Source organism: Chitinophaga sp. GbtcB8, assembly GCF_019091455.1.
Classification (GTDB): Bacteria; Bacteroidota; Bacteroidia; order Chitinophagales; family Chitinophagaceae; genus Chitinophaga.
On record NZ_JAGXJN010000029.1, the window covers coordinates 77,408 to 92,158 of the forward strand.

Annotated in this window: 10 protein-coding genes; 4 read left to right on the top strand and 6 right to left on the bottom strand. The window is 47.7% G+C overall.

From position 1 onward, the window contains the following. Nucleotides 1-34 precede the first annotated feature (34 nt). Genes KVT36_RS22390 through KVT36_RS22400 form a run of 3 tightly spaced genes read left to right on the top strand, consistent with a single transcriptional unit; the run spans nt 35 to nt 3,321 of the window. Complete coding sequence (locus KVT36_RS22390; protein WP_217605676.1) at nt 35-1,135, top strand: glycosyltransferase family 1 protein; 1,101 nt, start codon at nt 35-37, stop codon at nt 1,133-1,135. Next, nucleotides 1,132-1,869, top strand: coding sequence for an FkbM family methyltransferase (locus KVT36_RS22395; RefSeq protein WP_217605677.1), 738 nt, complete (start codon nt 1,132-1,134; stop codon nt 1,867-1,869). Before KVT36_RS22390 ends, KVT36_RS22395 begins: the two co-directional genes overlap by 4 nt. 48 nt (nt 1,870-1,917) lie before the next feature. Beyond that, nucleotides 1,918-3,321 carry an undecaprenyl-phosphate glucose phosphotransferase gene (locus tag KVT36_RS22400; RefSeq protein WP_217605678.1) on the top strand — a complete coding sequence of 468 codons (1,404 nt, stop codon included), beginning with the start codon at nt 1,918-1,920 and terminating at the stop codon, nt 3,319-3,321. On the opposite strand, the gene KVT36_RS22405 is transcribed toward KVT36_RS22400, so the two are convergent. Further along, a complete protein-coding gene (locus KVT36_RS22405; protein WP_217605679.1) occupies nt 3,318-4,127 on the bottom strand; it encodes an FkbM family methyltransferase in 810 nt (269 codons plus the stop codon). The two genes, KVT36_RS22400 and KVT36_RS22405, sit on opposite strands and share 4 nt — an antisense overlap. Before the next feature lie 119 nt (nt 4,128-4,246). Between KVT36_RS22405 and KVT36_RS22410 the strand changes: the two genes are divergently transcribed. Next, entirely contained in the window at nt 4,247-5,014 is a 768-nt protein-coding gene (locus tag KVT36_RS22410) for a phosphosulfolactate synthase (RefSeq protein WP_217605701.1), read from the top strand. A gap of 50 nt (nt 5,015-5,064) precedes the next feature. Here KVT36_RS22410 and KVT36_RS22415 read toward each other — a convergent pair whose 3' ends face one another. The 5 genes from KVT36_RS22415 to KVT36_RS22435 all read right to left on the bottom strand — a co-directional run bounded on the left by KVT36_RS22415 (nt 5,065) and on the right by KVT36_RS22435 (nt 14,744). Continuing rightward, the gene (locus tag KVT36_RS22415; RefSeq protein WP_217605680.1) at nt 5,065-6,408 is read right to left on the bottom strand and encodes a Fic family protein; all 1,344 of its coding nucleotides are present in this window, start codon (nt 6,406-6,408) and stop codon (nt 5,065-5,067) included. Nucleotides 6,409-6,618: 210 nt separating this feature from the next. Then, entirely contained in the window at nt 6,619-8,874 is a 2,256-nt protein-coding gene (locus KVT36_RS22420) for a DUF4838 domain-containing protein (RefSeq protein ID WP_217605681.1), read from the bottom strand. Nucleotides 8,875-8,883: 9 nt separating this feature from the next. Then, the gene (locus KVT36_RS22425; protein WP_217605682.1) at nt 8,884-11,757 is read right to left on the bottom strand and encodes a tetratricopeptide repeat protein; all 2,874 of its coding nucleotides are present in this window, start codon (nt 11,755-11,757) and stop codon (nt 8,884-8,886) included. Nucleotides 11,758-11,772: 15 nt separating this feature from the next. Further along, a complete protein-coding gene (locus KVT36_RS22430; RefSeq protein WP_217605683.1) occupies nt 11,773-13,269 on the bottom strand; it encodes a glycosyltransferase family 2 protein in 1,497 nt (498 codons plus the stop codon). A 23-nt stretch (nt 13,270-13,292) separates the two neighbouring features. Further along, a complete protein-coding gene (locus tag KVT36_RS22435) occupies nt 13,293-14,744 on the bottom strand; it encodes a glycosyltransferase (protein ID WP_217605684.1) in 1,452 nt (483 codons plus the stop codon). Nucleotides 14,745-14,751: the final 7 nt, after the last annotated feature.

Consider the following 14,751-nt stretch of genomic DNA (forward strand, 5'->3'; position numbering starts at 1 on the left):
CCTTTTTATCATATCCTATTAACCGATTCCCGTTATGCAGGTGTACTTGGATAACATTGTATTCTCTATTCAAAAAGCAGGTGGCGTATCCGTTTACTGGTATGAGCTGCTACAGGGTATTTTTAACAGCGGCTTGTCCGTGAACCTGCTGAATACGCAACGCGCCTCTGCAAATATTTTTGAGCGCAGGCTTGATTACAGCCGTTTTGCATGCCTGCGGGAAAGCAGGCTTCCCTTCAAATACCTGCGTTACATGCCCATCCGCTGCAGGTTACCGGCAACATCCATTTTCCATGGAGGATACCTGCGCGTATCGCCCCAAAAGAATGTCCTGAACATTTTAACCGTTCATGATCTTGCGCATGAGCGCAAGCTGGCTACAAAGTTCCCCAGGGGTTTAACCAACATTATACAAAAGGCATACGGCATCCGCCGGGCAGATGGTATTATCTGCATCTCTGAAAGCACCCGGCAGGAGCTGCTGCATTTTTATCCCTTTGTAAACCCGGAAAAGGTAAAGGTGGTGTATCATGGCATAGCCAATGATTTTTACCCGCTGAATAAAAGCATCCCGCCATTTTTTACCCTGCCCTTTAACCTGCGGCAGCCTTTTATATTATATGTAGGCGCGCGCAGGAACTATAAGAATTTTGGTATAGCCGTAAAGGCCCTCAAACAGCTGCCGGAGGTTTATAAGCTGGTGATCGTGGGCGGGGAGCAATGGAGCCGGGAAGAAATGATTGGTTTGCAGGAAATAGCAGGCCGCTATCACATTTTTGAAAATGTGAGCGCTGCAGATCTGAATGTGCTGTACAATTATGCATTCTGCCTGTTGTATACTTCCATTTATGAAGGCTTCGGATTTCCGCCGGGCGAAGCGTTGAAAGCAGGCTGCCCCGTGGTAACCACCAACCGCACTTCCATGCCGGAAGTGGTGGGCCCCGCCGGCCTGCTGGTCGATCAGCCGGATCCCCTGGCCTTTGCAGAAAAGATCACCTCACTGGAAAATCAACCCTACCGGCAAAGGCTTACCAGGGTAGGGTTACAGCAGGTACAAAAATTTACCTGGGAAAAAAGCGTACAGGAAACTATCTCTTTCTATCAAGATTGTTGGAATTATAAATTCTCAAAATGAACCTCCTATTTAAAATTGCCGATACCGCAAAAGTGTATCTGACCGCAGGCCGGGGAATTTCTTCGCTGCTGGAAAAAGGCGCTTCAGTGGCCTCTACCCAGATCCTGCATAACTGCCGGCATTACATCCCTGACCTGAAAGTAATTATAGATGTAGGCGCCAATAAAGGGCAGTTTACCATGGCCGCCAATCATTATTATCCCCGGGCTGCCATCCATTCATTTGAACCTTTGCCGGAAGTGTTCCAGGTATTACAGCATACTACCCGCAAGCTGACCGGCGTAAAAACCTATAACCTGGCGCTAGGGAGTTCCAGCGGTTGCCTGAAATTTTACCGCAATGCTTATTCCCACGCCAGCTCTGCCTTACAAGTGTCAGGCCTGCAAAAAGATATGATGCCCCAGACCGCTGACACGGACCAGATAACGGTACCGGTTAAACGCCTGGATGATCTGCTGCCGGATATCCGGCTGTTATCGCCCGCATTATTAAAAATGGATGTGCAGGGTTATGAGAAGGAAGTGCTGAAAGGCGCTGTGAACGGCCTGCGTAATATCGACTACCTATTATTTGAATCATCCTTTGTACAGATGTATGAAGGGGAGCCCCTGTTTGATGAGATGCATAATTTCGTAAAAGAGCTTGGGTTCGAGTTTATTGCCCCGGTAGGATTTTTACAATCGGATCAGCTGCAGATCCTTCAGATGGACTTGTTATACAAAAGAAAAAGATAGTTGTTATTCCGCTGACCTCAATTTCTACTGCCCCCAAATAAGTGTTTTATGAAATGGAATACAGATGTTAGTTATTATATTAGACTGTTGATCGATTATGTGGTGCTGACCTTGTTTTTCCTGTGCACGCGCCGGTATATAGCCGGACAGGGAGATGTGTTCTTTTCTTCCTTTAACTGGCTGCTGCTGGGCATCAGCTTAATTGCATGGACTATCATCGGCATTTCAGTGCACTTATATGACGACTTCCGCACCCGCCCCTTTTCCATTGAGCTGGTAGCTATTCTTAAAACAGTGCTGATCCATGCCTGTTTACTTACCTTCCTGTTCTTTTATTTTTTTAAATACTATCCATATCCCCGCACCTTCACGTTGCTGTATAACCTGCTTGTTTTTTCAGGGATCGTTATCGTCAAATACATCGTTAAAAAATCCCTGCTGCGCTTACAGATCATGGGTTATAATACAAAAAATGTACTGATCGTAGGCACGGGTGATATGGGGATGAACTTTTACAAGACCATCCTGGATAATGAGCATTTTGGCTACCGCTGTGTAGGTTTTGTAGATGAGCAAACCAATACGCACCTCAACGGGCAGTTCCTGGGCACCCTGCCGGATCTGAAAAGGATCCTGGAAGAGCATGATATTGACGACGTGGTAGTAGCCATGCCCGGCGGTTTAAATGAGCAGCTGCACCAGATCATTGTAATGAGTGAGCAGGAAGCCAAACGGGTACGGATCATTGCAGATTGTTATAACTACTGTACTAGTACCGCCAGTATGCACCTTTGCGGTAACCTTCCGTTGTTAACCATCCGTTCCTCCCCGCTGGATGATCCTGCCAGGCAGCGCCTGAAACGGTTTTTGGATGTTACCATCAGCATACTGCTTTTTATTTCCATGTTTAGCTGGCTGTTCCCCATCATAGCTCTGCTTATTAAGCTCACCTCCAAAGGACCGGTATTGTATAAGCAGGAAAGATGGGGATTAAAGAACCGGAAAATAACCTGTTACAAGTTCCGCTCCATGGTACAGGATTGTGATATGGTGGATGCCAGCGGCCGTTTTTTACAGGCTACCCCAAATGATAAACGCATCACCCCCATTGGTAAGCTCCTGCGTAAAAGCAGCCTGGATGAGCTGCCGCAGTTCATTAACGTACTGCGGGGCGATATGACGCTGGTAGGTCCCCGGCCGCATGCCATACCCCTGCACATGGAGTCTAAACAAACTATACAGCGTTATATGCTGCGCCACCTGGTAAAACCGGGTATTACGGGCTGGGCCCAGGTAAATGGCTGCCGTGGTGAAACCCGCTTGCCCGGGCAAATGCAAAAGCGGGTAGACCTGGACCTGTGGTATATTGAGAATTACAGCTGCTGGCTGGATTGCCAGATCATTCTGCAAACCTGCATGAATATGATCAAGGGAGATAAACAAGCGTATTAACGGGCGCTTTTGCGCAGCGCCACAATATTCTGGAAGGCAAATATTTCATATTGGGTAACATTGTATTTCCCCAGGGGTTTCAAACCATCCGGCAATAAACGGTAAAAGTCATAACCGGGCAGCACAGCTACAATATCCCTGAAAAAAGTGCGGGATATTACATTCATTTCATTGAACTCTATTTGCACGGCTGCTATAAGGCCACGCGCAATGGCTGTTTGAGCGCCTTTTAATACACCCAGCTCATGCCCTTCGGTATCAATTTTCAGTAAGGCAATTTTGGAGAGCTGGTTACCGGCTATAAAATCATCAATAGTAGTAAGGGTAATATGTTTTTCCTCTGCCTGCCCTTCATGCAATTGCTCTATAACTTCTTTGTAAATGCTGGCGTGTTCGGAGCCCCCATCGCCCGCATAATCATAAATGGCGGCAGTAGCAGGTACTTCACCGGCGCCCAGCTGCACAGGGGTGAACCGGTAGGTGCGGGCAGCGGCTTCCAGCTTTTTAAAAGCTGCAGGGTGCGGCTCAAAAGCAAAAAGAGGCAGGCGTATGTGCTGCTTACGCAGCATAATGGAGTAATGCCCTATATTAGCGCCAATATCAAGAATAACCCCGTCATTCAGCTTGCCATTGTTAATAAGGTAACGGATAAAAGCCTTTTCCCCCGACAGGTAATCATTTTCAGAGTTGCGGATGCCCAGGCCGGACATGCTTAGCTTATACAGGAACAGGTGCGCCGGGTAAAACATTTTCCGGGCAAACAGGTATGCATAGGCTTGCTTGAAAGATCTGCCAAGGAGATTCATGGGTGATATTGTTAGGGTATTGCAGGTATTAAATATACCATTATTGGGTAGGGGAAAGTTGTTCATTTTGTTCATTGAGATTTGATCCTATCTTTGCCGTGGAATTAATCATGGAAACTATGAATTTTAACCTGGATAAGATCCCCGGACGTACCGCACAGCCACGCACTTACGGGCTTACAATGGTAACTGATAAAGGTTTAAGCCTGCAGGATACCAAAGACCTCCTTTCCGTGGCGGCTCAGCATGTGGATATAGTGAAGCTGGCCTTTGGTACCGCGCATGTAACGCCTAACCTGGCAGAAAAGATAAAAACATACCAGTCGTATAATATACCCGTGTACTTTGGCGGCCTGCTGTTTGAAGCCTTTTTGGTACGTAACCAGTATAATGATTATGTAAATGCCATAAAGGAATATGGCATCAATTATATAGAAGTATCCGATGGCTCCATCGATATTCCGCATGCGGAAAAGTGCGGGTATATAGAAAAGCTGGCTAAGCTGGGCGCCGTATTAAGTGAAGTCGGCTCTAAAGATAAGGACCGGCAGCATATTACGCCGCCGTATAAATGGATAGAGCTGATGAAAGCAGAAATGGAAGCCGGTGCGCAATACGTAATTGCAGAAGCGCGTGAAATGGGTACCGTAGGGCTGTACCGCGATTCAGGGGAAGTAAGGGAAGGGCTGGTGCAGGAGATCCTCACAAAAATCCCCCATGAAAAGATCATCTGGGAAGCGCCGCAAAAGAACCAGCAGCTTTATTTCCTGGAGCTCATAGGCTGTAATGCCAACCTGGGTAATATTGACCCGCATGAGGTAATTCCCCTGGAAGCCATGCGCATAGGGCTGAGAGGGGATAGTTTTCATTTTTATTTAGGAGAATAGCCGAATAGTTATAAAAGGTCCGGCAGGTTTTATAGGCTGCCGGGCTTTTTTTATTTTTTGATCCTTGCTTCCGCATTTTGGGTAGGAAAGTATTGTAGCCTGCTTCCGTTTTTCCTGAAAGCAAGTATGCCTTTATCAACCAATAATTGCAGATCAGTTCTGGCAGTTTGGTTACTTATTTTAAATCGTGTTTCTACTTGTTTTACCGTAAAATAGACAGTGTTATCCAAAAGGATATCCTTTAAAAGTATCACTTGCCGGTCATTATAATCTGTATAACGTATAAGTGCAAGTGTGTTTTGTTTCTCATCTGTTTTTTTGCGGATGTACTTTTTCAGGTCTTCCAGGGCTGTCTGGATCGCTTCAAGATTATAAAGAATGAAATACGTAAGATCGTTTTCATCCAGTTCTGTATGTAAATAGGCTCTTGCATACCTGGCCTTTGATTCCAATATAATTCTCGACACAGACATGTACTCAATTAACCAATAACCCTTCTTTATCAGGTACCAGTAAAATACAGTGCGTGCGGTACGGCCATTCCCATCAGAAAAGGGATGGATGTATCCAATTAAGAAGTGTAATATAATGGCTTTGGAAATAGGATGAACAAATAATGCATCTTTATTATGATCGTTGGCATAATGGCAAAAAGCATCCATAAGTTCTTCCAGGTATATATGCGATGGTGGGGTGTAAATTACATTGCCGGTTTGTACATCCACAACGTTTACCTGGTCATCCTTTCTGAATTGGCCCTCTTCTGAAACTGCTCCCAGTGTTCCTTTTGATATAATGCTATGTATCTCAAGTATTCTTTTTGTTGTAATAGTAAGGCCTTTATTCGCAACTACCCACTGCATAGCGGCATAGTTGTTTGCAATCATTTGTTCAGAAGTGTTTTTAGGCTTACGGCTGGTTTCCAGCATCTCTTTAGCAATCTTGCGGGTTGTAGCCGCTCCTTCCAGCTGACTGGATGCGATGGCTTCCTCCATTAAAGAACTGATCAGGTACCGGTCCTTATCATCTTCTGGGATAATAGAGCTGCTTTGCAATACACCGCCCAGGTTCATATCCAGTTCATGTAAGTATTGCTGGATTATAGAAGGGGAGCTAATATTAAAATGAAAACCCTTATGATCTGAAAATAGGACTTTACGTTTTCCAAGTCTGGCTGATTTTACGGCAAACCATAGTTTCTCTGGCAAAATGCCCCATTCCTTTGCAATATATTTCCATTTTTCCCAGTATGGGTAAGCAGTTTCTTCTTTTTCAAAAAAAGGTTTGAACTTTTCCAACCGGGTCAGCTCTTCTAATACATTTCTATAGTCATACTTTTTACCAGTAAATGGAGGCCGCTGAGGTATTCTCATAATATCTCCTAATTTCTCCAAATTTAGGAGATTTTCCCCATTTTCCTCCTAATTTCGGAGAAATTAGGAGATATTAGAAAATTGCATAAGTAATTGATTATAAAATAATAGTAATAAAAATTCCTTTCTTTCATCTACAGGTGCTCCTTAGTTTTTTGCAAATCAATCTACTGGTCCACCATATCTTCCGGGCCCCAAGCTGCGTCTTAAATATCAGGCACATGATTAAGCCTACTCCACATACACCTCATCACAACACACTGCCGCCAGCTTATTCCCCGGCGCTCCGCGCCAGGCCGGTATCACCGGTAGGCAACGCGCCGTTATTCGTACATACCGCGCCTGCACCCCCGCAAACCGTATATTACAATCATTGATCTGCACCGTATAATCTTCCGCTTTCAGCTGTGGTAGCTGCTGTGACCCCATGGAAATAAAATTCACACCGTCAGCAGAGCTTTCCACTATCACCGCCACCGGGTTAAAAATATAATGCCGCGCATCCTGCAAAAAATGTGTGCTTATTTGTTGTATGGTTTTGTTATCCCCAAGATCTATCGTAGCTACCAGGTCTTTGCCGTAAATAAACAGCCAGTTGGTGCTGAAATCATTTGTGCCCGTTACGCCGTTGGTAAGTGTTTGTTCTTTATTGGCAGGGTATTCCGGTGCATAGGGGTTTAATAATTTCACCGGCGCTCTGAAAGCCAGGCTGTTCACCCATTTCCGGGCAAACAACGTGTCCCATTCCCGCTGGTAGTCATCCGGGCTAATGCCGTTTTCAGCAAGCACAGTTACACCGGCCTGTTTGCACTGTTCCACAAATTTTTGCACACGCCCGGGCCACCGCGGATTTACAGTATACCCGTTGCCATCCGGCACCAGGTAACCATGTTTTTCCGTACCAAAAAAACGGGATTGTTGTAACACGGTGTATTCCAGCGGCAGGCGGGCATTCCGCACCCGGCTGGCCAGCAGGGTATCCCCATCCACGGCTTTTTCCGCATGATCTAATAAGGTAGCATATTTATCAATAGCGGCAGGCGAAAGGTAATTGGAAAAATTATTTGCCGGGTTACCGTAAATATCCAGCTGTGCCTTAGTGTGTTGCAGGGTATCGCTCAGGGCTTGTAAATACTGCGCTATAAAAGGGCCGGCCTTGCCATAATAACCATCCAGGAAACCGGTGATAATAGCCGTAGCCAGTTTGTCCGGGTTCCACAGCAGCTTGGCCTGCAGATAGCTGTTAAGCTCCGCCATATCGCTATACGTATCTGCGCTGCCTTGTGAAAAAACGCCTTTTACTTTATTGGCGGCAAAGTATTGCAGGTTAGCCTGCAGGTTATTGTAATCCGGGAATGGCGCCAGGTAATTGGTGAACTGGGTGGTGTAGTCCCAGACAAATAAATTAGGGGTCAGCGCGCCCCAGTCCTGCAGGTTTTTGCGGAAGCCGGCAGCAGAAGGCGCACTGCTTAAAGGCTCCTGCCGGTAAGCGTCAATGCTGCTAAGCATAATGTACACATTAGCTGCAGGTTTGGTTTGCTGCGGCGGGCGGGCTGTTTGCTGGTAGGCCAGGGTGCTGAACTGCTGTTTCGGGAAAGTGGCCGCCACCTTATTTACAAAACGTATAAGCGTACCTGTGGCACTGCCCTCTGCAGCATTTATCTTACTGCATTGGTCGCAGGTACAAAAGCCGCCTCCATCTTCTGCTGCAATGGACCAATATAATGCATCGGGGTTATCAGCAATGGCTTTGCGCAAATGATCTACAGTGATCTTAAACACGGCTTCATTGCTTAAGCATAATTGGGTAGCCTGCCGGCTGCCATTTACCAGCGCATAATATTCCGGGTGGGCGGCAAAATAAGTATTGGGGGGCACCAGCTTAAAAAAGGAATGCCCCCATAAACCCCAGAGATCCTCAAAACGCTGCAGGTGGTGCCATTCCAGGTATTCGTTATCAAATGCAGCAGGGTAGTAGGTTTCCCGGTAAAGGAATGCAGGCTCCTGTTTATCCGTTAGCTGTGCGGGCAGGTGCAGGTTACTGCTGTGTGGCACGGTGGCTGGTATGCCGGCATATTTACGGCAGCCGCAGTATTTTTCCAGTAAGGTATATACGCCGTATACCACACCTTTTCCCCGGCTGCCTTTTATGTACAGGTTGCCTTGTACGTCGGTAGTAAGTAAAAAACCTTCATTTTTCAGCGGGCGTGTATCATACTTTTCTCCTGCGCCGGTATTACCAATAAAAATGGCCGGTTGCTGCCGGTAGCTTTTTTCTTTGATCAGGGGCAGGCTGGCGCCGGATATGCGTTTTACATAATCCTGTAACACGCCGGCGGCATGGGTTTCATTCTTACCCGCATCTTCCGGTATTACGATCACGTATTTGGAGGCGCCATTGGTTACAAGGTTAATTTGCCCCGGCTGGCAACCGGTGTAGCCAAATAGCGTTATTAGCAGCATCCATGTAAACATAGTCCTGAACATGTAATGTGATTAAAACCTGCGCTGCAGTGTTACATAAATATCATACTGGTTCTGGAAATTGGTATCGCTGATCTTTTGATTGATCCAGGTACCATATAAGCCCACTGTAGTGCGGTATTTAAATGTTTTCTGGTAACCCGCGCCCACGCTGCGCGTAAGCAGGCCGGATAGTTTGGGGAACTGTATCAGGCGGCTGCGGTCATCCGGCGAGGTGCCCAGGCCTGCTATAAACGAAATATAGTCCTGCCCGTGGTTCATATAATAACGGGTGGTCAGGTTAAAAGAAGTATAGAAGTCCGGCGAATCACTGATGAAATATGCCCGCAGGTTCACATAAAAATCTTTGAATGTTTTGCCTAATGATGCCACACCGGAAATTACGTTGCCGCTGTCTGCCTGCTGCAGGTAACGTGCGCCCAGCTCCGCTTCCACATCATGCTTAAAGGTTTTAAATAAAGAGTAGGCCAGCCTTACTTTTGGAAATACCAGCTCATTGGAATAGCTGGCCAGCGCATAGGAGTATAGCTGTTTGTTGTGCGTGTAATACAGCTCTGCTTCGCCCATTAATCCGGTGCCCTGTTCCCGCCCGGCGTAGTTTAACCGCGCAGCATAGGAGCCCCGTTTAAAAAAATGCCGGTATTCCAGGGTGGCAATGTTGTACTTATTATCGTTGTAGTCATAGCTGGAATGCAGGAAGAACATACCAAACTGGTTCTTCAGTGTTTTGCTTTGCAAAAAGTCTGCATAATCAATATTGGCGGCACTGCCCTGCAGCTTCACTACAGAATCTGCTGCTGCGGCAGCCTGCGCATACTCCTTTTTATTTTCCAGGGTAATGGCTCTTTTCTGTAAAAAGGCTACATTATCAGGGTAGTAATGTATGCCCCGGTTGGCATATAGCAGCGCGCTGTCATATGCCTGCCTGCCGTTTAAAATATTAATGCTGTATAACAGGGCCAGGGAATCCCGGCTATTTACGGCCAGCACCTGGCTAAAAGCCTGCAGGGCGCTGTCCGGCGTATTGTTCCGCTGGTAGCTGGTACCGGCTGCCAGCAAATTCTCCGTATAGGCGTTGCGGTATTTGGTGGAAAAAGGGTAGCGCTGCATTAAGGCGTAAGTGATAGCGCCGGCTTCCTCATAGCGTTTCATATCTGTGAGCAGGCCGGCTTTTTTCAGCAGCAGGTCTTTATCGTCCGGATGGTATCCGAGGGCCAGGTTGGCGTAGTGCAAAGCGCTGTCAGGCCGCTGCCGGGCACTTTCCAGGTTAATGAGGTAGTTCAGCGCTTCTGCGTTATCCGGCTGTTGGGCCAGTACGGCCTGCAGCTGTAAACGTGCCATATCATACTCTTCTGCCTGCATTAATATGCGGCCGGCTGTTAAACGGGTATCTGTAAGCATACCGCTGTACCTGGGATCATTGGGATATTGGGCCAGCAGCGCAGCGGTTATATCTGCTGCTTCATCATACCGCCCCATATCCGCCAATATGTTGGATTTCTTTAGCAGAAAGCGGGTGTTATCCGGGTAAGTGTTCAGCGCCTGGTTCAGCACCTGTAAGGCGCGGGCAGGATTTTTTTGTACCAGGTAGGTGTTGGTAAGCATATCCAGTGCTACAGTATCAGCAGGAGCAGCCTGCAGGGCCATCTCAAATTCAGAGAGGGCCAGGTCATATTGCTGCTGCGCCAGGTAATCCCGTCCGCTGGCCACTTTCAGGCTTACATAGCGGTTCTTCAGATCTGCAGATGAGGGGTTGCTTTGCCGCAGCCGCCCGGTAAGCGCAGCTGCTTCCGTAAATTTGCGGTCGCTTTCCAGCACATCTATTTTTAATCCCAGCAAACGCTGATCATTAGGGTTTTGTTTCAGTCCCCGGTTAATCCATGCCAGCGCTTCCCGGTATGCTCCCCTGGACATGCTTAGCCCAATTACTTTATCCAGCGCCTCCCGGTTACCTGCATCTTTTCCCAGTATGTTTTGGTATAACAGGTAAGGGTCTGTTTGTGCATAGTAGGCTGCAGCCTCCATACGCAGGGATACATCCATACCGCGGGCTTTGGCATCATTGGGATAATATTTCAGCACCTGCTGCAGCACGCCCAGCGCATCTGCATAGCTGTGCATGTCCTGCAGCAGTGACAGCTTGCGCATCAGCAGCTCGTAAGATGATGGATTGGTGACCAGCGCAGCATTCACCTGTTCCAGTGCAGGAGAAAAGTTACCGGAACGTATATACATGTTAGTGATGGCGGTTTTGGCTTCCTCGTTATCCGGCTCCATCATCAGCGCTTTTTCATAGCTGCTGCGCGCCAGGTTAGTATTGCCCCTGGCCCGGAAATAGTTGCCGGAAAGCAGGTAGTGGCCGGTATAGGCATTGCGCACCGTAGTATCTTCCGGGTAGGTATTCAGCAGGGTAGTGGCATACGCATCGCCCTTGTAAAAGTTGGCGGCTGCATCCAGCACGCTTAGTTTCTTTAACATCAGGTCGTGGTCATTGGGAAAATAACCCAAGCCCTGATCTGCATAACAGGAGGCTTCCTCGTATTTCTTTTCAGACAGCTCTATATTGATCGCGTAAAAGTAAGCATCGCGGTAGCGCGGGGCAGCTGCCAGCACCTGTTTTACATACTTTCTGGCCAGATCGTTCTGCCCGGTAAGCATGTACAGGTGGCCCAGCAGCAGCTGCTGGTCTGTCATATCCGGTTGTTTGGCCAGCGCCTGTTTGGATATTTCAATAGCCTGTTTATAATTTTGCGCTTTGGTTTGCCGTACTGCTTCATTGTACAATTCCTCTGCATCCTTCCCCTTTTTTCCAAATAGCTGGGCCGTGGCCGGCAGATAGCTGCACAACATCACAACCGGTAACAGGTATTTTATAACACTCCGCATGTATAACAGTTTGGTCTAAGCAGCAGTCGTTTTTTTCTGTCCAAAACCCTGGCGCTGCATATTTCCCCAGGTATGTTTTTTTCCTACAATAAAGAAATAATATCCGCGCAGCGCAAAGAACACGATCAGCGGATGATATACGAATGGTTCCAGGAAAGCCATCAGCGCCAGTCCCATTACCTCTTTCCAGGTTTTATAATAACGGTAGGTCATCTGGTCCCACCAGATAGCCAGGGTAGTGATCATTACGGAATAGAGGTACACAAACAACAGCAGTATGGTAGCAAAGGGCCAGTTAATATGGTTGGTGATGATCAGGTAGATGTAATACAGGATACCCGTAAATTCAATAATAGGCGCCAGGAACTCAAAGAACAGGTTATACGGCAGCACCACCATGCCTAAACGTTTATACCGCGGGTTAAAGATCACCTTGCGGTGTATGGTCATGATCTCTGCCAGGCCGCGCCCCCAGCGGGTACGCTGCCTGCTGAACACTTTGAGGTTAGGCGGCCCTTCTGTCCAGCACTGGGAGGTAGGGATGTAACGCACGGCGTATTTCAGCTTATTATCTATCATGTAGGTGCACATGCGCGTTACAATATCCATATCCTCCGCAAAGGATTTGCTGTCGTAACCGCCGGCTTTAATAGCAATTTCTTTATCAAACAATCCCAAACCGCCGGATACGTTGGGCACGCAGTTAATAAGGCTCCAGCCCATTTTACCCAGCACATAGGCGCGTATATATTCCATTTCCTGGAAGCGGGGCAGCCAGTGCCGGGGCGGCCGCACACGGGTTATTACGCCTTCATCCACCTCGCAGGAGTTGGCCAGGCGCAGGGTAGCGCCTGTGGCTATTACCCGAATGCTGTCTTCCACCACATGCACATACCCGCATTCCGGGCAGGGCTCGCCTACTTCCCTGATCTTTTTGTTCTCCTCATCCATAAAGGGTTTGATCATGCGCAGCAGCGTATCTTTTTCAATAATGCTGTCCACATCCGTACACAGGAAATAAGCATAGGCAGCCGCGTTAATGCCGGCATTGGAGGCATCTGCCTTACTTTTACCATTCACCTTATCAATCACTACCAGCTTATCATAGGCGGTATTAACGGACTTGAATACACGTTTTACAGGCTGGGATTGTATGCGTTCATTATAGGCAAAAACCACTTCTGTAAGCTGGAACTCGTTAATAAGCTTTTCCAGCGTATCATCCGTGCTGCCGTCATTTACAATGATCACTTCAAAAACAGGATAGTTCAGCGTAAGCAGCGACCGTACATTGGAGATAATGGTAACCCCTTCATTATAGGCCGGTGCAATTACGGAAATGCCCGGCGCCAGGGGCGATTGTACCATAATATTATGATCCACATAACTGTTCTTGCGCTGGTACCGGATAATGCCCCGCAGGGAAAGCATGGCCAGCAGCGCATACCAGAACAGCATGGTACAGCCATACACAAAAACAAAACCCTCATAAAAATTCTTAATAAACTCCACGCGCGTTCAATTGGTTTTTATGGTTAAACGGCGGCTGTTTTGGCGCCAGGCACATTTTGCCGGAAGCCCCGCCGCTGCATGTTGCCCCAGGTACTTTTCTTCCCCGTCAGGAAGTAATAATATCCCCGCAGGGAGAATAATACGATCAACGGGTGATACAGGAAAAATTCCATAAAGGGCGTCATACACAGGTAAGCCACTTCTTTCCAGGTGCGGTAATACCGGAAGGTAAGCTGGTCCCACAGGATGGCGATGGTAGTGATCATCACCGAATACGTATATACGAATACCAGCAGCATAACAGCGGTAGGCCAGTTGATCTGCCCCAGGCATATCATGACGATATAATAGATGATACCGGTCACCTCCACCAGGGGCGCCAGCAGCTCAAAAAAGAAATTATAGGGGAAAATGATGAGGCCCATTTTTCCATACCGCGGGTTCAGGAACATGCCAAAATGGGAAAACATCAGCTGCGCCAAACCTCTTGACCAGCGGGTACGCTGCCGGTTAAAGATCTTTACGGATTCCGGGGCCTCGGTCCAGCAAAGGGTTTTGGGAATATAACGGATGGCGTAGTTGATCTTATTATCATGCGCATACCGGCACATGCGGGTCATCAGCTCCATATCCTCGCCAAAAGAGCTATGATCGTAGCCGCCGCTGCGGATGGCCACTTCCTTATCAAACAATCCCAAACCGCCGGATACATTGGGCACGCAGTTCAATAAGCTCCAGCCCATTTTGCCCAGTACAAAAGCGCGGATGTATTCCACTTCCTGGAAGCGGGGCAGCAGCTGCCGGGGCGGCCGCATGCGCGTCATTACGCCCTGGTCAAACTCGCAGGAGTTGGCAATGCGTAAGGTAGCGCCGGTAGCAATCACCCGTTTGGTGCCTTCCTGCATTACAGGTTTAATAAGCTCCAGCAGGGTGTTTTTATCCAGTATGCAATCCACATCCGTACATACAAAATAGTTATAGCTGGCCGCGTTAATACCGGCATTCACTGCATCCGCCTTGCTTTTGCCATTTACTTTGTCAATGATCATCAGCTGCGCATACGCCGGGTTAGTGGATTTAAAGATCTTGCGTACCGGCTGTGTTTTTATTTTCACGTTGTAGGCAAAATCAACCTGCACCAGCTCAAATTCCGTGATCAGCTGTTCCAGGCTGTTATCCGTACTGCCATCGTTCACAATAATGATCTCATATTTGGGATAGTTCAGTGTAAGCAGGGAGCGTACGTTATAAATAATGGTAAGGCCTTCATTGTAAGCCGGCGCCAGCACGGTAATACCCGGCGCCAGGGGTGAGCTGTTGAGCATATTGCCTTGCCCCAGCTTGTCTTTGCGGGCATAGGCGCGCACCGCTATCATAGAAAAAACAGCCAGCATGGCATAAATAAACAACAGCACCGTTCCATATACAAAAACGCTGCTCTCATAGATCCGTCCTATGGTTTGCCAAAAGCTCATGCTGCCG